This is a genomic window from Acinetobacter sp. YH1901141 (assembly GCF_013416935.1).
Classification (GTDB): domain Bacteria; phylum Pseudomonadota; class Gammaproteobacteria; order Pseudomonadales; family Moraxellaceae; genus Acinetobacter; species Acinetobacter towneri.
Genome location: NZ_VPEY01000018.1, coordinates 13,418 through 32,524, shown reverse-complemented (window position 1 = coordinate 32,524; position 19,107 = coordinate 13,418). Strand labels below are relative to the sequence as shown.

Annotated in this window: 19 protein-coding genes; 8 read left to right on the top strand and 11 right to left on the bottom strand. The window is 38.5% G+C overall.

What is annotated here, in order from left to right:
- Window positions 1-180 precede the first annotated feature (180 nt).
- The 4 genes from FTV52_RS10455 to umuD all read right to left on the bottom strand — a co-directional run bounded on the left by FTV52_RS10455 (window position 181) and on the right by umuD (window position 2,862).
- The gene (locus FTV52_RS10455) at window positions 181-495 is read right to left on the bottom strand and encodes a DNA-binding transcriptional regulator (RefSeq protein WP_004973819.1); all 315 of its coding nucleotides are present in this window, start codon (window positions 493-495) and stop codon (window positions 181-183) included.
- Entirely contained in the window at window positions 492-800 is a 309-nt protein-coding gene (locus FTV52_RS10450) for a transcriptional regulator (protein ID WP_096902348.1), read from the bottom strand. The genes FTV52_RS10455 and FTV52_RS10450 overlap by 4 nt, the downstream gene beginning before the upstream one ends.
- Window positions 801-911: 111 nt before the next feature.
- Window positions 912-2,207: a Y-family DNA polymerase gene (locus FTV52_RS10445; protein WP_179990780.1), complete on the bottom strand. Its 1,296-nt coding sequence runs from the start codon at window positions 2,205-2,207 to the stop codon at window positions 912-914.
- A gap of 40 nt (window positions 2,208-2,247) precedes the next feature.
- Entirely contained in the window at window positions 2,248-2,862 is a 615-nt protein-coding gene (gene umuD / locus FTV52_RS10440) for a translesion error-prone DNA polymerase V autoproteolytic subunit (protein ID WP_179990779.1), read from the bottom strand.
- A 197-nt stretch (window positions 2,863-3,059) separates the two neighbouring features.
- On the opposite strand from umuD, the gene FTV52_RS10435 reads away from it, so the two are divergent.
- From FTV52_RS10435 to FTV52_RS10425, 3 genes are all read left to right on the top strand, one after another.
- Window positions 3,060-3,641 carry a hypothetical protein gene (locus FTV52_RS10435; protein ID WP_004973810.1) on the top strand — a complete coding sequence of 194 codons (582 nt, stop codon included), beginning with the start codon at window positions 3,060-3,062 and terminating at the stop codon, window positions 3,639-3,641.
- Between the two features lie 92 nt (window positions 3,642-3,733).
- Window positions 3,734-4,921, top strand: a complete 1,188-nt coding sequence (locus FTV52_RS10430) for a phosphotransferase enzyme family protein (protein ID WP_179990778.1) — start codon at window positions 3,734-3,736, stop codon at window positions 4,919-4,921.
- A 168-nt stretch (window positions 4,922-5,089) separates the two neighbouring features.
- Window positions 5,090-6,349 carry an ISNCY family transposase gene (locus FTV52_RS10425; protein ID WP_179990777.1) on the top strand — a complete coding sequence of 420 codons (1,260 nt, stop codon included), beginning with the start codon at window positions 5,090-5,092 and terminating at the stop codon, window positions 6,347-6,349.
- Between the two features lie 190 nt (window positions 6,350-6,539).
- On the opposite strand, the gene FTV52_RS10420 is transcribed toward FTV52_RS10425, so the two are convergent.
- Window positions 6,540-6,998, bottom strand: a complete 459-nt coding sequence (locus FTV52_RS10420; protein ID WP_136143933.1) for a DUF2147 domain-containing protein — start codon at window positions 6,996-6,998, stop codon at window positions 6,540-6,542.
- Between the two features lie 421 nt (window positions 6,999-7,419).
- On the opposite strand from FTV52_RS10420, the gene FTV52_RS10415 reads away from it, so the two are divergent.
- The 4 genes from FTV52_RS10415 to FTV52_RS10400 all read left to right on the top strand — a co-directional run bounded on the left by FTV52_RS10415 (window position 7,420) and on the right by FTV52_RS10400 (window position 12,465).
- A complete protein-coding gene (locus FTV52_RS10415) occupies window positions 7,420-9,279 on the top strand; it encodes an ABC transporter ATP-binding protein (RefSeq protein ID WP_179990776.1) in 1,860 nt (619 codons plus the stop codon).
- 227 nt (window positions 9,280-9,506) lie between these two features.
- Window positions 9,507-10,535: an AraC family transcriptional regulator gene (locus FTV52_RS10410; protein ID WP_004973729.1), complete on the top strand. Its 1,029-nt coding sequence runs from the start codon at window positions 9,507-9,509 to the stop codon at window positions 10,533-10,535.
- A 71-nt stretch (window positions 10,536-10,606) separates the two neighbouring features.
- Window positions 10,607-10,981 carry a glycine cleavage system protein GcvH gene (gcvH, locus tag FTV52_RS10405; RefSeq protein WP_104851960.1) on the top strand — a complete coding sequence of 125 codons (375 nt, stop codon included), beginning with the start codon at window positions 10,607-10,609 and terminating at the stop codon, window positions 10,979-10,981.
- Window positions 10,982-11,274: 293 nt separating this feature from the next.
- Window positions 11,275-12,465 carry an MFS transporter gene (locus FTV52_RS10400; RefSeq protein WP_179990775.1) on the top strand — a complete coding sequence of 397 codons (1,191 nt, stop codon included), beginning with the start codon at window positions 11,275-11,277 and terminating at the stop codon, window positions 12,463-12,465.
- Window positions 12,466-12,588: 123 nt separating this feature from the next.
- Here the strand turns inward: FTV52_RS10400 and FTV52_RS10395 are convergent, their stop codons facing one another.
- Both FTV52_RS10395 and FTV52_RS10390 read right to left on the bottom strand, forming a co-directional pair.
- A complete protein-coding gene (locus FTV52_RS10395; protein WP_104851962.1) occupies window positions 12,589-13,647 on the bottom strand; it encodes a 3-deoxy-7-phosphoheptulonate synthase in 1,059 nt (352 codons plus the stop codon).
- 517 nt (window positions 13,648-14,164) lie between these two features.
- A complete protein-coding gene (locus tag FTV52_RS10390; RefSeq protein ID WP_004973720.1) occupies window positions 14,165-15,280 on the bottom strand; it encodes an S-(hydroxymethyl)glutathione dehydrogenase/class III alcohol dehydrogenase in 1,116 nt (371 codons plus the stop codon).
- Window positions 15,281-15,517: 237 nt separating this feature from the next.
- Between FTV52_RS10390 and FTV52_RS10385 the strand changes: the two genes are divergently transcribed.
- Window positions 15,518-17,041, top strand: coding sequence for a phospholipase D family protein (locus FTV52_RS10385; protein WP_179990786.1), 1,524 nt, complete (start codon window positions 15,518-15,520; stop codon window positions 17,039-17,041).
- 77 nt (window positions 17,042-17,118) lie between these two features.
- Here FTV52_RS10385 and FTV52_RS10380 read toward each other — a convergent pair whose 3' ends face one another.
- The 4 genes from FTV52_RS10380 to FTV52_RS10365 form a co-directional block, all read right to left on the bottom strand.
- The gene (locus tag FTV52_RS10380) at window positions 17,119-17,709 is read right to left on the bottom strand and encodes a uracil-DNA glycosylase family protein (protein WP_179990774.1); all 591 of its coding nucleotides are present in this window, start codon (window positions 17,707-17,709) and stop codon (window positions 17,119-17,121) included.
- A gap of 32 nt (window positions 17,710-17,741) precedes the next feature.
- Complete coding sequence (locus tag FTV52_RS10375) at window positions 17,742-18,194, bottom strand: XRE family transcriptional regulator (RefSeq protein ID WP_154320746.1); 453 nt, start codon at window positions 18,192-18,194, stop codon at window positions 17,742-17,744.
- Window positions 18,191-18,334 carry a hypothetical protein gene (locus FTV52_RS10370; protein ID WP_004973580.1) on the bottom strand — a complete coding sequence of 48 codons (144 nt, stop codon included), beginning with the start codon at window positions 18,332-18,334 and terminating at the stop codon, window positions 18,191-18,193. Before FTV52_RS10370 ends, FTV52_RS10375 begins: the two co-directional genes overlap by 4 nt.
- 105 nt (window positions 18,335-18,439) lie before the next feature.
- Window positions 18,440-19,102 (bottom strand): IS1595 family transposase, encoded by a 663-nt coding sequence (locus FTV52_RS10365; RefSeq protein ID WP_179990773.1) that lies wholly within the window; start codon window positions 19,100-19,102, stop codon window positions 18,440-18,442.
- Between the last annotated feature and the right edge of the window lie 5 nt (window positions 19,103-19,107).

Genomic DNA, 19,107 nt, shown 5'->3' with positions numbered 1-19,107 from the left:
TCTTGCAGAAGTAGAACGCTGTTCTGATTTGAATCACCGTCCAAGAAAAAGACTCGGCTTTAAAAGTCCGAGTCAGGTATTATGGCAACAACATGGTGTTGCATTTCAAATGCTATCTAAGATTTGCTGTTGCTATAGGAAAGGCAAAATAATAACCCTCGTTGTTGAGGGCTATTTCATTTAAGCGAGATGGTCACGAACAAATTGAGGATCTAAAATAAACAATTTAATCAGTGATTGAGCTGCTCCTGAAGGTCTTCTAACACCTTGCTCCCAAGATTCCAATGTACGTTTAGAGATACCTAAAATTTTAGCAAATTGATCTTGAGTGAGTTCAGACTTTCTTCGTGCTAAAGCAACATCTGTTTCATTGATCACAGTTTTTCTTGCTGCGTTATTAGCAAGCATTTGTTTAACGCCTTCTAATAATTCAACATTTAAGTCTCGTTTTGCTTCTCGAGCTTCCAATTCTTTGTCACTTAATAAACGACTCATTTCAGTAACTCCGCTAATTGTCTAAGTGTCTTTTTCTCAAGTTGGGTAATTGTGTCTTTACTATATAAGGTCAATAACCAAATTTCGCCATTTGCTAAACGGTTGTAATAAATTACACGAACACCACCTTGTTTACCTTTACTCTTTCCACCCCATCGAATTTTACGAACGCCGCCAGTACCAGGTTCTACATCTCCTGCTGTAGGGTTCTCGGCAATGAAAATTTTAAAGTCATTGTATTGTTCTTCAGTCCAATAGTAGGGATATTCATTGGTAAAAAAAGTAGTCTCACAGATGGTATACATCAAACACCTTTATACTACTTTGTAGTGTTTAATTGTATACTACTTTGTAGTACTTTTAAGCATTAAATTAGGTCTCATATTGTGAGCTTTTTTAGCCCAATCAAATAACTGCTAATCACCAAGCGCCAATAAACCTTCCCAGCTAAAATAATTCGGGCTTAAATGGCTGCGCTGCATCGCCCAAGTTCGATCTTGCAATTTACATGCACCAATGGCGAGTTTTTGCATACCAAATTTACTTTTCACCGTATCTAATACTTGCTGTAATTGTTCCTGTTTTTCAATGGAGTGCGTATCTGCAAGTAGGTCGGGAATATAGCCTTGCTTTGGCTCAAGTCCTGTTAAAATCACCCCACATTTTTTAAAGACAATACCTTCTTGAAATAGGGTAGAGATATGCTTCATGATGGCTTTGTTCATGATTAAGGCAGAATCTGTTGGCTCATTAAAGGCAATAGTCACCGATTGATTGTAAAAAGCTTGGCGCTGATCAAAACGACTGGATTGCGCAAAAATAATCATACAGGAACATAAACTTTTTTCTTTTCTAAGGCGTTGCACCGCAGATTGTAAATAATCGCTCAGTGCTTCCGAAAGTGCATGAATGTCGGTGACTCGTTGTCCAAAAGAACGTGAGCTGATGATTTGATGTTTACTGGCTGTGGTTTGTTCTAGTTCAATACACGGCGTACCTGTTAGCTCCAATATGGTTTTTTTCATTAAAATTGAAAATTTACGTTGCATTTGCTCAGGATCACTAATTGCTAAATCAAATACAGAATGAATCTTTAAAGCATGCAGTTTTTTGGCAAGTTTTCGACCCACACCCCAGACTTCAGCAACATCAATGTGTTGAAATAAGGCTTCTTTGCTACATAAGTCCATATGGAGTAAATTACACACGCCGTTGAAATAGCTATTTTTCTTGGCGATATGATTGGCCAGTTTGGCTTCAGTTTTACTGTGACCAATACCGACACAGACAGGAAGAGCCAGCCATTGCCATAAAGTTGCTTTAATTTCTTGCGCTAATTCATTTAAGTCGGTCTGAGAATATGAATTCAGTTCAATAAATGTTTCATCAATTGAATAAATTTCAATATCTTTGGCACTAACAAATTGTTGAATCGTATTATTAAAACGTCTGGACATTTCCGCATAAAGTGCATAGTTACTTGAAAAGACAGCAACATCGTGTTGTTGAATCAATTCTTGAACTTGGTAAAAGGGCACAGCCATTTTAATGCCAAGTTGTTTGGCTTCCTCGGAACGTGATACCACGCAACCATCGTTATTGGAGAGCACTACTACAGGACGATGATTCAAATGTGGTTGAAACAGCCGCTCACAGCTCACATAACAATTATTGATGTCAATCAGCGCAAAAATTTGCTTTAAAGGTTTCATGTATATTCTGCTTATTTGACTTTTATTATGGTGTGCTGGTTTAAGCCATCAAGTTTTTTAAGTTCCACGTCACCACCGCAAAGACTTCAAACGTTTGCCCATCTTTCAGGTAAATGCTGTCGTAGTCGGGACTTTCTGCTTTAAGCCAAGCTTCAGGCAAAGTGGCAGGGTCATAGTCTTCACCAAAATGTTCGGCCAATTCACTTTTGGACATTTTGGCTGTAATCATCAAGCGTTTAATAGTCAGGTCTTTTTGGTCAATTAATGCGACCACAATACTGCGGTGTTTGGCTTCTTTGCTGCGATCTACCAATACAATATCGCCGTATTCAAGCCCGGCATTAATCATAGATGTGGTGCGTACCACATTTAAAAAGGTCGCATTTTCATTGGAAATGAGATACTCATTCAGATCAATATTTTTATCAATATAGTCTTGGGCAGGAGAGGGAAAGCCTGCAGGAATGGATTCGACGGCAACTGGAAGCGGTAAAACGGTACGTTTGCAAACAGGCTGAAAGTCTTGTTTATTCAGCAGTTCCATCTGCTCTAGAATGGAGTTTAAGGTTGGGCTAGGCTTGCCTTCAGTACCCATAATTTTTTGTAATGACGACCAAGCAGCATCAGAGAAGTAAATAGGTAACTTCTTGGACATGAGATGACTCCTACGCAACAAGGCGTGTTTGAAGTGAAATTTGATGTGTTGATAGCATAACTGAAATTGTGATCAAGATTCAATCTGATTAGGTGATTCGCCACTGAATAGAAATGAACTCTACTTTTGCATAGCTATACAAACATAGGGCTTTCCGTTAGGATTTTTCTATCGCAGCAGTAAATTTAGAGATGAGTATGCATATTGTTGAAGACATTTATTTAACGAAAGAAGAAGTTGAATCTTTACTGTTGGGATTAATCAATTCACAACTTGAACCTGAGTTTTTAATGCAGGATTTCATTAAACATCAGGTCTGGTCTTTGGCTGAATATTTTAAGCAAAATACTGAACATGAAATTGATTTTGCGCAAATCAGTTGCCCGATTAAAGTCAAAGCGGAATATCAAAATCATCGTTTAAAACGTCATTTTCTGGTTGAGTTTCATCTGACCACCACACCTTTTTTTAATTATGAGCCAGAAGAAAATAGCGTGGCTTACTCCTACATGATGAAAGATTTTTATCTGACCGATATTATTTTTTATGATGCCTATACGGGTGAAAATTTGCAGGCTTGGATGCAAAAAAGATTCGTGATTTTGCAGGGTGAACGTGAAATAGAAGTGAATTCATTGTCATGGTATGCAGATTACAATTTGCCGCAAGTTACACAAAATATGGTGTCTTTTGTGAGTGAAGCTGCTTATGACACAGGTTTAGATCAGATTGTAGATGAAGTGAATTTGCGTTTACGACAAGCCAAGACCGTTAATTAAATAGCTATCATCTATCTAAAAAATGATTATTTGAGATGGATGGCAGGGAATATACGATTACACAATGCTGATCAGGTTAAGGAATATCGAAAATGACCACAATCACACATGATTTAGGTCATGGCATGGGGAATGACTGGGAATATAAAGATTGGGCACATCTGACTGTCTCAGAATTACACAACCTGCAACCGTATTACCCATGCTTGCAAGGGGGTATTCAAATTCTGTGGTGCAGTCCGCGCCCATTTTCATCTGCCGCAGTGATTGAAGTCACGCAGGATGCAGTCAGTACAGATAAAATAGGAAGTCGCTCGTATTTCATTAAACGCAGTCATCGTTCATTTCGTAATGCGCAAGATATTTTGCAAGAGCATGCTTTTTTGCGACATTTAGCCAGTAAAAACATTCCTGTTGCGACATTAATTGCCTCGAATTGCGGACTGACCTCTTTAGAAATGGGCGACTGGACTTATGAAGTCTACGAAAAAGCAGCAGGTTTTGACTTATATGTCGATCAGCAATCTTGGACGCCGTTTTTCTATACAGAACATGCTGCAAAAGTGGGAAGTTTGCTTGCCAAATTGCATGTCGCCATGCAGGATTTTCCTGAGTTACATGGCAGATCGGCGCGTTATTTAGTATCAAATCAGCAGCTTTTAGAAAGTGAAAGTATTGTAACGGCTATTCAGCAACGTATTGATAATAGCCCTGAATTGAGTCGTTATTTTGCCGATAAAAACTTAGATGCTGTTTTTTTAGAGCGCATATTCCAGACGCATCGTAAAATTAAGCATGTATTGCAGCAGACCACTAAAATTTGGACGCATAATGATTTGCATGCTTCCAATCTGTTTTGGTCTGCGCAAAGTGCCGATGCCAATATTACAGCGGTAATTGATTTTGGTTTATCAGATCGAAATTCAGCGCTTTATGACCTTGCGGTCACGATTGAGCGTAACTTTATAGATTGGCTGGCTTTAGAACATACGTCACAAATTAATGTTGATGAAGCGGGTTTAAGCGCGTTTTTACAAGCGTATTGTGCAGAAATACACCCACAACAAGACTTTAGTATTTTGCCAGAACTGCTAAAAATTGTGCATTTGGATTTCGCATTTTCAGAACTTGAATATTTTGTCGGGATTACCCAAAACCTGAAACATGCCGATGCTGCTTATTATGATTGGATTGTTGGACATGTAAATTGGTTTTTTACAGAGCAAGGACAGCAATTTACCCAGACTTTTACTCGATTCCTTCAACGCGAATTGTCATAATCTGCACAGCTAAATGCAGGGTGCTGTCTTCAGATATCTTATTTAACATAATATACATTATACGCAATTGAATTGTAACTCCAAAATAGAAATGTCCGGTTTCTCCAAAGTAAAAATGTCCGCTTTTAGAATACGCACTTTTGCGATTTTCTTAGCGGACGGTTTGTTATGTTGGTATCTATGTCGGATAAAGAACTTAAAAGATTGTCGGTCTTGCAGGAAATCTGTGATCAACGCATAACCCAGTCCCAGGCTGCTCAGTTATTACATATCTCAGAACGTCAGATCAGACGCTTATTGCAAAAATATAAAGCTCAAGGTCCTGCTGCATTAGCACATGCTGCTCGTGGTTTCGGTCCCACCTTGGCGCATGAGAAGCTCAACAGCATGTTTGACCTGAATATCCCTGTAGAAACGCTTCGGCGCTGGATGACTGCAAATGGTCTCTGGATTCCGCGATCCAAGCGCCAGAAACGTCCATATCAACCTCGATATAACCGCGATTGCTTTGGTGAGCTAATCCAGATTGATGGCTCATATCACGATTGGTTTGAAGGACGTGACGCTAAATGCTGCTTGTTGGTTTATATTGATGATGCCACTGGAAAGCTGTTGCATCTGCGCTTTTGTGAGGCCGAAACGACCTTTGATTATATGCTTTCAACCCGAGCCTACATTGAGCAATACGGCAAGCCTTTGGCCTTTTATAGCGATAAACACTCAGTATTTCGAGTCAATCAGAAATCCAAGCAAGACAGCCAGATCACGCAATTTGGCAGGATTCTCAACGAATTAAACATCGATATTATCTTTGCCAACTCACCACAGGTCAAAGGACGTGTGGAACGCGCCAACAGAACTCTGCAGGATCGCCTGATCAAGGAAATGCGTTTGGAAGGCATCTGCTCAATTACCGAGGCCAATGCTTGGCTGCCCTGCTTCATTGAGCAGTTCAATCAGAAGTTTGCCAAGTGTGCGAGAAACTCGAAGAACTTGCATCGGCCATTAAGCGAATCTGATCTTGAACTGGATGATATTTTTACCTGGCAGGAACCGCGTAAGATCACCAAGAATCTGACCCTGAGCTATGACAAGTGTATTTATATGCTTGAGCCAACACCACTGAACCACAAACTTGTTGGGCAATACATAACATTTTTAGAGTATCCAGATGGTACTGTGGCCATCATGCACGAAGGACGGAAGATCAACTACAGTATTTTCAATAAACTGGCTAGACTGCAGCAGAATGAAGTAGTTGAGAATAAAAGATTAGGTGCGGTTCTGGCCCATATCCAGCAACAACATGAAGAGTTGGAAAAACAAAATAAAAGTTCCCGTGCCAAGAAAAGTATGCCGAGTCGTAAAGCTCAGAAAGTTGTTATTGAACAAAGAAATTTAAATCCTGTTCTTGACTCTTGCAGTTAAAAACAGGACATTTTAAATGGTTTATCGCATAGACATTTTAATTGGTGAATAACATGAATATATTAAGCAATTGATATATATGGGTTTATTTTAAGTGTTCGGTGTCTCAATTTATCTTATCATTCACAAAAAGATAAAAAGCTACTCAATCTTTCAATCAAGTAGCTTCAAAAATACGCCGTACAATCTGTTAAAGTTTTTTCCAAGTCATCGTGCTAATCGCATTCGCGCTCTTGGCTTTGCCATATACTTTCATTTGATTATTCGCCGCATTTAATTGAGCATCAATTTTATAGACATAACCATCTTTCGGATTAATCCATTGTCCTTGCGAAAATTGTTTCGGATTTGAATTTGCCACTAAGCCTTCTAATGCCTGCATGCCTTTTATGGGCTGATTCTTTAAGTTGCCTTGGCATTTACTGCATACCTCTAATTGAATTGTGCCTACCGATAACAAATTTCGAGTAATTACAGCACTATATTCCGAAGTTTTAGAGTTCTTACGAATCACAATTTCTGCAACATAATGCCCTTTATGATCATCAATGACTTTCCATGTACCAATCAATGGATCAAATGGCATGGCTTGAGCAGGAAAAATAAATCCCAAATATAGTGCAATTGCACCTAAAAAATTACGCATCATAAAAATATCAACTTAAAACCAATTTACAGCACGGTTGTGCTAAAAATGGGCGTGATTATAGCAATCAATGTTGAATTTAAATTAATTTTTTCATTAAAATTAAATGTTTATATGCTATTGGTTCGATGAAATATCATTAAAAATGTGAACCAATACGCTTTTTGTGGATGGATAATTTTTGATGTGTTGCAGCTTTATGTATAAAAGTGAATCTATAACGTGATTTTGTATGCAAATTAATCATCTATATTTCTATTTTCAACATTTGCTGTGTTATGGCGTAAACTAGACCTACAAGCTGTATCACTATAAGTTAAGAAATATTCACAGGAATGCTCTTAACTTTATCCTAAGTTTTTGTTTTTACTGTCTTAAATTTATCTATCTTTAAATTTAGGTTTAGTCATCAAGGTAACATCGTATGCTCAAGTGGTTCGAGAAACTTATAGATCCTTATCCAAATAAAGGTTTGACCGAACCCTTGCCAACCACGTTTTTTGCCTTTGTTTGGCAAGCAGCTTCAGGTGTACGTCCATATTTATTGTTATTGGTTTTATGTACTGCAGGCGCTGCCAGCTTTGAAGCTTTGCTATATGCAAAAATTGGCGATTTAGTCACATGGCTTAGTCAAAGTCAGCCAGATACTTTCCTTGCGCAACATCAGCAGAACCTTACTTTGCTGTTTTGTATTTTATTGGCCAATATCTTTTTTGCCAGTGCGCAGTCAATTGTGAAGCATCAAATGTTATACAGTGGTTTTCCAATGCGTTTGCGTTGGCGTTTCCACAATTTAATGTTGCAACAAAGTCTGGATTTTTTCCATAATGATTTTGCAGGAAGACTCTCTGCCAAAGTCATGCAAACCGCCTTAGCAGTACGTGAGTTTTGGGTCATTTTGGGCGATATGCTTGCCTATGTATTCATTTACTTTATTACGATTAGTCTGGTATTGGGCGCAATTTCTCCAATGCTCATTTTGCCGTTATTGCTATGGTTGGCTTTATTTATTCTTGCAGCAGCTTATTTTATTCCGCGTTTGAGCAAAGTATCTAATGAACAAGCCGATGCACGTGCGGTGATGACAGGACGCGTGACCGATGCTTATACCAATATTCAAACCGTAAAATTATTTGCGCATGCAGGTCGCGAAAGCCAATATGCCAAAGCGTCGATGCAAGAATTTATGTTGACGGTTTATAAACAAATGCGTTTGGGCGCTCAATATGAAATCAGCATCAATTTATTAAGCGTGGTGTTGTATGTGGGCGTTTTAGGTACAGCAATTTGGCTCTGGTTAAATGGCCGTGCAGAATTGGGGATTATTGCTGCCACTACAGCCATGATTCTTAAACTCAACAGTATTGCCGAGTTTATGATGTGGCAGACCTCTGCCCTGTTTGAAAATGTCGGCACCATTCAAGATGGTATGAAAACTCTCGGACGTCCAATTGCGATTCAAGACAAAGCCGATGCAAAACCATTACAAGTTGCTCAGGGCGAAATTCAGTTTAAAGATGTCAGTTTTGCTTATAACAGTAAAAACGTGATTGATCAGTTTAATCTGCATATTCGTGCAGGCGAAAAAATTGGTATCGTGGGACGTTCAGGCGCAGGTAAATCGACCTTAATTCAATTGCTTTTACATTTTTATGAGCTTAAACACGGCTCAATTATGATTGATGGGCAAAATATTGAAGATGTGACCCAAGACAGTTTGCGTAAAAATATTGCACTTGTGACTCAAGATACTTCGCTATTACACCGTACTGTGGCTGAAAATATTAAATATGGTCGTCCTGACGCGACTGATGCAGAAATGTTTGAAGCTGTACGCAAAGCCAAAGCCGAAGAATTTATTCCACAATTGACCGATTTACTTGGCAAAAAAGGCTATGAAGCCTACGTGGGCGAACGGGGTGTTAAACTTTCAGGTGGACAACGTCAACGTATTGCCATTGCCCGTGTTTTCTTAAAAGATGCGCCTATTTTAATTTTAGATGAAGCCACCAGTGCGCTCGACTCTGAGGTTGAAGCGGCAATTCAATCGAGCCTCGATGAACTCATGCAAGGTAAAACTGTAATCGCGATTGCACACAGACTATCTACCATTGCACAAATGGATCGTTTAATTGTGCTCGATCAAGGACGTATTGCAGAACAAGGTACGCATGATGAACTGGTGGCTATGAACGGAATTTATGCACAACTTTGGCAGCGTCAAACAGGTGGTTTTTTAATTGAACAAGATAAAATCGTAAAACCATCGACTGATAAAAATTAGCATCTCCAGCAACTTTGCTGTAACTCAGGCTTTGATGAAATGCAGATTTATCGCATATAGTCAAAGCCTGTTTTGTCTAACAATTTCCATAGAATTTCTTTAATTTTCATGCCAAGATGCAATATGTCATCTACGTTCTTATGTCGCCGTTTGGCAAACTAAGATATGCATAGATGACAGTCGCTAAGGCAAATTAAAATAAAATTAGCAAATGCAATGGAACATGCATGAAAACAATATCAGCACGTCAGGAACAAGGTGTTCCAGGGGTTTATGGCTTATTGGTTTTGGATGTTGTATCCCGTTGGGGTTATAACGCAGATACCTTATTTGCACCATTTCAACTCAATAGCGAAATGTTGGCAGACCCAGAATGTCGTATTCCTACACCTATTGCCAATGAGTTGGTTAAACATGCTTTAAAACTTACAGGCGAATCGACGCTCGGTTATCATCTTGGTACGCAAATGCGCATTTCTATTCATGGCTTTATTGGCTATGCGATTATGACTGCGCATGAAATTAGTGATGCGCTGATTTTAGCCAATCGTTTTATTCAACTGCGTATGCCCTTTTTACAATTGTTTTTCTCGACTTTTGGCGAAAAAGCCAGTCTGCAATTGCAGTGTGATATTCACATGGAACCTTTACGCACAGAAATTGCTATCGCTTTAATTATTGGCATGATTACCATGAGTAAAGCCATGACAGGTACCGAACACTTTACAGGTGAAGTCGATTTTGACTTTCCTAAACCTGCAGGTTTTGATCAGTATTTTTCGAAATTTCCTTATCATCAATTCCGTTTTGATCAGCCGTATTTAGGTTTAAGTTTTGACAAGCAATATCTAGGCTTAAAAATGATTAATGCCGATCCTATTGCCAGTCAAATTGCGATTAATCAATGTGAAGCTGAGCTTTCAGCTTTAGGTGAACGTCGCCGAATTTCTATGCGGGTGCGTGATATTTTAACTCATGCAGAACAGCATTATTTAAGCATTGAAAATGTTGCCGACTATCTACACATGTCCGACCGCACACTCAAACGTCAACTGGCTGCAGAAGGTACTTCATTTTCAAACTTGGTCGATGAAGTCCGTTATCGACATGCGACTTCCCTGCTTTCCCGTACCGACTACACGCTAGAACAAATTGCCGATGAATTGGGTTATAGCGATGTGGCTAATTTTAGTCGTGCTTTTAAACGCTGGAGTGGACGCAGTCCGAGCAATTGGCGTAAAGATCCGTATTTATAAACTTTTGTTTTTGGCAAAAAGCATGTATAAAACATGGCAAAAAGATTCGATACAATTTAAGGAGTTATCAAATGAATCACCCTGCTGAATTAAAATATGCAAGAACACATGAATGGGTGCGTATTGAAGGTGATTTGATCGTCACAGGTATTTCAGACCATGCACAAGATGCTTTAGGCGATTTGGTCTATGTAGAAGCACCTGAAGTTGGTCAAAAAGTAATTGCGGGTGAACAAGCAGGTGTGGTTGAGTCTGTTAAAACAGCTTCAGATATTCACGCCCCTGTTTCAGGCGAAGTAGTTGAAGTGAATAGCAATTTAGAAGATGACCCTGATTTTGTGAATGATGAACCGTATGGCAAAGGCTGGATTTATAAAATCAAACCAGACAATATGGCAGATGTAGAACAGCTTTTATCAAGTGCAGACTATGAATCTGGCTTATAAGCCTTAAATTTGCAGCGTTTAATCGCTCAAATTCAAAGAAATCAGCTTCGGCTGATTTTTTTTGTATTGCAACTTTAGAAAATAAACCTAATTATCTTTATTTGATAAAATAATTAAAATAATTGCATTAAAATCTAATTTTAAGTTTAATTTTATTGAATAGCTGTACTTTTCACATAAATGGGTTTATTATTTTTTGCATGATCTCGCGGTGTGATGATTTCCAATAACAAAGCATCTGTATAACAAAGTACACATTACACGCTGCTCCACTCACCATATAGGTTTAAATTATGTCTGCTATAAATGCTGAACATTTATGGAATAAGTCGTTTATTCTCTGCTTATTCAATAACTTGTTCTTATTCATATTTTATTTTGCGCAAACGACAGTTTTGCCTATTTATATTGTGAATGAGTTGGGTGGTAGCTTGTCACAGGCAGGTTTAGCCATGACTTTGTTTATGTTATCTGCAATCGCGATTCGCCCATTTAGCGGTTTGATTATTGAAAAATTTGGTGTAAAGAAAACCTTATATGTTTCTGAAATCATGTTTTGTCTGTGTAGCGTGGCATACATTTTTGTAGATAGTTTACTGTTTCTACTCGTACTGCGTTTTTTACATGGGATTTGGTTCAGCATTGTCACCACAGTTACCGTCCCTATTGCCAATAACTTTATTCCAGACAGTCGCAAAGGTGAAGGTATGGGCTATTTTTTGGTGTCAGTAAATTTAGGGATTGTATTGGGACCTTTAATTGGTTTAAGTCTGATTCAAAGTGTTTCTTATGCCAGTATTTCTACCTTACTATCCGTCAGTGTTTGGGTAGGTTTCGCCTTCTGTTTAATGATTCCAATTGCGACCCAAAAAGTAAAAACTGAAACAACACCTAAACGTAAATTAGGGCTTCAAGATTTTGTAGAGAAAAAAGCAATTCCTGTATCACTCATGGCGATGATGGTTTCTTTCGCGTATGCCAGTATTATGTCATTTATTTCCACCTTTGCAGAATCACGCAATATGCTGTCTTATGCGAGTTTATTCTTCGTGGTTTTTGCAATTTCGATGATGAGTTTACGCCCGATTACAGGCAAAATTTATGATCGTCATGGCCCAAGCGTGGTGATTTATCCTGCAATTGCCCTATTTGCTTTAGGATTAATAGTCTTGAGCCAAGTACAAAGTGTGATTGGTTTTATGTTCGCAGCAGTATTGATTGGTGTCGGTTTTGGCTCAGCACAACCATGTTTACAAACCATTTCAATTCAGCGCTCACCAAAAGATCGCATTGGACATGCCACCTCAACCTATTTCTGTTGTTATGATATTGGGATTGCCATTGGTGCTTTAGTTTTAGGTTATGTGATTGCAGGTTATGACTATACGGTGGCGTATTTGTTGTGTGCTGTTTTGACGTTTATCAGTTTAATTTTCTATAAATTTGTTGTAGCTAAACAACCTAATGCAGACATTCAGGCTTAGTTTTTAATGGCAGCAAAAGTATTGTTATTTTAAAAACTAATCTAAGAAGAGTTGATTTTTAAATACTCTCCCACCCAAAAAACCTGAAATTTCAGGTTTTTTGGGTTTCTGGAGTTTTATTTTTTATGCAGTTTTAGCCAAAACCTGACGATTTAAGCTTTCAGCGACCTCAATAAGCAGTTGTTCAGTCTTATCCCAACCCAAGCAGCCATCGGTAACAGATTGACCATAGGTCATCTCGCAAGAAATCTTTTGATTCCCATCCACTAAATGACTTTCTAACATAATGCCACGGACTTGCGTCTGTTCACGTTCTGCCACAATGGTACGCAAGACTTGCGGTTGTTGTTGTGGGTCTTTATGGCTGTTACCGTGACTACAGTCAATAATCAATGCAGGCAACTGCCCTTTGGCTTTGTGCTGAATTTTCTCAATTTCTGCCAATTGATAATTTGGCCCTGAATTTGCGCCACGTAAAATTAAATGCGCGTGTGGATTACCTTGTGATGACAAAATAGCAGGTAAACCCGACTGGCTCATTCCCATGAATTGATGTGGATGACTTGCCGATTGAATTGCATCTAATGCAATTTGAATTGAGCCATCAGTTCCGTTTTTGAAACCAATGCTATACGGCATGGCGCTAGAAATTTCACGGTGAATTTGTGATTCACTGGTACGTGCGCCAATTGCACCCCAAGCCAGTACATCATCAAAATATCCCGTTGCCATTGGGCTTAAAATTTCAGAAGCAATTGGTAAACCCATTTCTATAATTTGTAGATACAGTTCACGTGATTTTTCTAAGCCTAATTGCATGTTTGCAGAGCCATCTAAGTCTGGGTCATACAAAAAGCCTTTCCAGCCTACCGTAGTACGTGGCTTTTCGATATAGGCGCGCATCACCAAGAAAATTTGATCTGAAACTTGGCTTTGTAATTGTTTTAATTTTTCTGCGTATTCGAGTGCTGCTTGCGGATCATGAATTGAACAAGGTCCTGTAATGACCAATAAGCGAGGGTCTGTGCCCGCTAAAATGTTCTGAATAATCTGTCGATGTTGTGCGATTTGTTGTTTTAGCGCAGATGAAAGTGGGAGTTGCGCTTTGAGTTGATGCGGTAAACTTAAACTAATTTCAGTATTGTTGGTCTGTTGTTGTAAAGCAGTATTTAAAGCATTCATTGGTCTGTTCCTTTGGACTGTTTCTCTTTTTTACAGTCCGATCATTTATTTCAGCGTTATGGGTCTAATGGATTGCAAGGTTTGAGTCATAGATTGACTAAAGTAAAACCAATAAAAGTTGCTAAAGTATGAATAATTAACGTTGTACATGATTAAATCTCCGAAAAACCTATAAAATTCAAAACACCAGACATAAAAAAACCTGATCAGGGTTGCCGATCAGGTATCAACTGGTGGGCAACCTTTTGCCCGAACGCGACTCAGGCAATCATTGAAACTGCCAAAAGTAATAGTAAGCGTTTGCGATTAAAGGTTGCTTTAACATCTTGTTTTCATCAAAAAATGAGCTGTTAAAATTAAAATACGCTGTATTGTTCCGTTTGGCAATCCTTTTTGTAAAATAATTTTTATTGGATGTATTTATTAAAATTAAGCTACTGTTTTAGCGAATCCAGGGGTTAAAAAAACCAAGCCGAAGCTTGGTTTTTGTTGGGTCTTTATTTAAGCGCGTTACTCATCATTGATCAAAATGAATCACACTACGAATAGATTTACCCTCATGCATTAAATCAAAGGCTTCATTAATTTGGTCTAGCCCCATGGTGTGCGTTACAAATGGTTCGAGTTGAATATCACCCTTCATGGCTTCTTCAACCATGCCTGGCAATTGCGAACGACCTTTTACACCACCAAACGCAGTTCCTTTCCAAGTACGACCTGTCACCAATTGGAATGGACGAGTTGAAATTTCCTGACCTGCACCTGCAACACCAATAATAATGGATTGTCCCCAACCACGATGCGCACATTCCAAAGCGGAACGCATCACATTGGTATTTCCAATACATTCAAAAGAATGATCTACGCCCCAACCTGTTTTTTCCACAATGACTTCCTGAATTGGGCGGTCATAATCTTTTGGATTTAAGAATTCGGTTGCACCAAATTGTTCTGCCAATTTGAATTTCTCTGGGTTGGTATCAATGGCGATAATACGGCTGGCTTTGGCTTTATGCGCACCTTGCACAACTGCTAAACCAATACCACCTAAGCCAAATACCGCAACGGTATCGCCTTCTTGGACTTTTGCAGTATTTTTAACTGCACCTAAACCAGTTGTAACACCGCAACCTAATAAGCAAACTTGCTCATGATTGGCTTCAGGATTAATTTTTGCTAAAGATACTTCAGCAACTACCGTATATTCACTAAAGGTTGAACAGCCCATGTAGTGATAAATCGGTTGTCCATTATAAGAAAAACGTGTCGTGCCATCAGGCATTAAACCTTTACCTTGTGTCGCACGTACGGAAACGCATAGGTTTGTTTTACCAGATTTACAGAATAAACATTCGCCACATTCTGCTGTGTAAAGCGGAATCACATGATCGCCTGGTTGAACACTGGTCACACCCTCACCAACTTCAACCACAATACCTGCACCTTCATGGCCAAGAACTGCAGGGAAAACACCTTCAGGATCTTCACCCGATAAGGTAAATGCATCGGTATGGCATACCCCTGTGTGGGTAATTTTGACCAAGACTTCTCCAGCCTGCGGCGGTGCAACATCAATTTCAACAATTTCAAGCGGCTGACCTGGGCCGAATGCGACGGCTGCACGTGATTTCATGAGCAAATTATCCCTAAAAAATACATTAACAGATGATAAGGGGCTGCTGACAATTCGTCTATGTTTGCGATGTGAGAGAGATATCTCGCAAGCTATTTATAAAATATCAACAGACTCTCACAATACCCTCTTTCTATTCAGAGTTTCAAGCATTAACATGAGGATAATCTCCATGTATAAATACAGAATGACTTAAGAATAATCATGAAGATCCAAAGACCTTGTTACTGGCTTGGAATGTTGGCTTTTTTCGCTATTTTACTGACAGGATGCAGTTTACCGATGAATCAAGCGAGCAAAGATAGCCCTGTTGAGCATTATGTAGATCATTGGCTGAATGGTCAGGAAATTGATGCACATTTATCCCAAAATTTAACAGCGTATCTTTCTCTAAATGATGCCTTTAGTAGCATCGCCTCGCGTTTATATTTGATTCAAAAAGCACAGCACCATTTAGATTTACAATATTACATTTGGGAAGATGATTTAATTGGTCAGTTGATGTTGGCTGAACTGCTCAAAGCAGCAGATCGTGGTGTAAAAGTTCGTTTATTAATTGATGATCAAAATGGTACGCAACTTGATCCAACCTTAAAACGGCTTGCTCAGCATCCTAATTTTGAAATAAAAATTTTCAATCCGTACAAATATCGGCATTTTCGTGTGATGGATTATTTGTTTCGTTTTAAACAAATCAATCGCCGTATGCACAATAAACTAATTATTGCCGATGGGGCGATTGCCGTGACAGGTGGGCGTAATATTAGCCGTGAATATTTTGATGTCAGTGAAAATTTTCAATTTACTGATATGGATATTCTATTCTATGGCAGTGCTGTCCCCCAAGCCAATGCTGTGTTTTTAGAGTTTTGGAATGACGAACTAAGCTATTCAGTAAAGCAATTATTAGGCACAGGCAACGCGTTGCAATTGAGAGAATTGCGTAATCGCTATGAATTAAATGCCAAATATAAAGATAAAATTCGTGAACGTGTGGCTAACGCGCAAGAAGAAGTCAGCATCAAATTAGAACAACATCCTGTACAGTGGGTATGTGCGCATTTTGTGGCAGATTCTCCGAATAAAATTCGGGGTACAGCTCAAGGCGAGCAACTGATTTACAAACAAATGTTAAAGTTAATGGGTGAGCCCAAACAACATTTAGAACTGGTTTCTGCCTATTTTGTCCCAACAGAAGATGGTCTTAAAACACTCACTCAACTGGCTGAAAAAGGAATACAGATACGTGTATTGACCAATTCATTTTTAGCCAATGATGTGCCTTTGGTACATGCATTTTATCAGCAGTATCGCGTAGATTTACTTAAATCAGGTATTCGTTTATATGAATTTAAGCCTTATATTGAACGAAAAAAGCGTACTTGGTATGAAGTTGCAACGGGTAACGTAATTCCTGCCAAAGGCAAAAACGCCTCGAGTTTACATGCCAAATTCTTTGATATAGATGGCATGGTCTTTGTAGGTTCTTTTAACCTTGATCCTCGTTCTGCAAAATTAAATACCGAAGTTGGCTTGGTGTTAGAGTCTGAACAATTGCAAAACGATGTTTCTCAATCTTTAGACCGCTATTTGCCACAAATTGCGTATGAACTGCAATTAGACGAAAACGGTCAAATTATTTGGTTAGATCATCAGGCAGATGGCAGTATTCAAAAGTATCATCATGATCCTGAAACCACACAGTTTCAGCGTTTTATGATGAAAACAGTTTCATTATTCCCTATTGAATGGATGATGTAATGACAATAGATAGACATTAATTATGGAAGCGTATTTTTCTTTCTCTGCCATCACTGTCTACAATTATTTAAAGTTACTTATAGTAAGCCTATTTCTTTAAATAAGTTAAAATACGCTTCTGCCTTTTTCTCTAAAGCTAAAGGATAGGCTCGTGAAGATGAAGGCATCCGATATAAATGCAGCTCACGCTTGGCAAAATAGCAATGTGTCGCCTGCCCAATTTGAGGTTTTTCGGCAGATTCAGGCATAGATAACATGAGTGTATCAGTCGCTTTATCGCCTGTGGTCGTAATGCTTTGACACAAAGGTATCTTGCTTAAAAGTGCTGCAATATCCATTGGTTTTTCAATCTGTAAAAATTTGTCTGATGCATTGCCTTTTAAGCGAATCACCTGCTGTGCCGTATCTGAAATAGCAATGCCAGTGGTGTTTAAAAAATCAATAATTTTATGAAGATGAAAATTTTTAGCTTCTAAATCTAAAAAGTAGTTTTTATCTTGAAAAAAGCATAAGCCCAAAATTCGCCACATATCATTTTGATAATTCGGATAATAAAAATCCATTTTCCAACGGCTTTTAGGTGGTGGAAAACTCCCAAGCATTAACAGCTTGGCATTGGCTGGTAAAAAGGGTTCGAGTGGATGGGTTTCTATTTTAGAATCAGACATTTATAGATTGAACCTTTGGTCTTTAAATTAAGCTAAGACATTGCAGTACGAGCAACTTCATAATGATTTTTATGTAACTTCCCTTGATTGAATAACCATGTCGCAACTTCTGGCCAAAAATACATTGCAGATCTAGATGCAAGTCCATACATCGGACGTGGAAAGTTTCCGTCACCACGTTTATTTTGCGCATATAAAGATAATGCTTGACGAGTCATTCCAGCACGTTCAGCCATTACTGCCAAAGTTGAATAACCTTGCTCTTCTACTATCAGATCATGAAATCCTAATGAGCGAATATTGTCTAATGCTGAGTGAATCGCTTGTTCTGCATTTTCAGCTTCACGGTCAAACTCAAGATAAATTGTATCGTTATAACTGCAAACTAATGCATCATCACAACCCGCTTCAAAGAACTTATCTTCTAGCACAGACAGATCAGAACGTGCGTCACGTACCACAACAGTAAAGTGATAGTTATTCATAGTTCATCTCCATGACATTGCTTTACTTTACGCAAGATTTGTTTTGCATGTGCTGATTTACCTGAATCGACAACATCCCAGCCGTTTTCAATCGCATATTCAATTGCTTCGCGAATATGTTTATTGGGATGTTTCTTCATATTTTCATTCTGCTTGATGATTTAATTATAATTTAGTGTTGACGATTGTTAACACTATACCATTATTTAAGTTAAGGCTCTAGACTAGCAGATTTGCACTTAGTTTTACCTAATGAGGTCCCACAACTCTGTTGCTAGCTCATTAGGCTCCCTCATCCAACGCCATTCTGTTTCTTTAAGATGATAATCAAAATACTCTTTTGATATACCGTTGAACTTTGCTAGCCTTCTTTTACAAAAGCTCCAGAATGATTCTATTCCATTTATATGACATTGTCCTCTGGCAAATTCATTCGCTCCATGATTTACTCTAAAATGCTTTGAGTAACCAACATCTACCAAACCATTGTATCCACGCCAACCATCACTATAAATTACAGTTTCAAGTGCAACTTTACCTAAGATAACTTGTTGTAATGTAGTCTTTTTACAATCAGGGACTATTTCTGTATAAACTCGACCATTCCTTTCAAATATTCCAAATACAGGTTGTTTTAAAGTACCTCGACCTCGCTTCAATTTCCCATGAAAACCACGTTGTCTTTTTGCTCCAAAATAGCTCTCATCAACTTCAATAGAACCTACAAACTTTGCTCTTAAATCTGTTTGATGATCGTAGATTGCTTCTCTAAAAAGCATGTACCAATAGTTGATGGTATTACGGTTCAAGTTAAGCAATAAGGCTATTTTAGAAGCAGGAATATCAATGCAAAAGCACTGAATAATTTTTTTAATCTTATAGTGACTTAATTTACTGTTTTCTATCATGATTC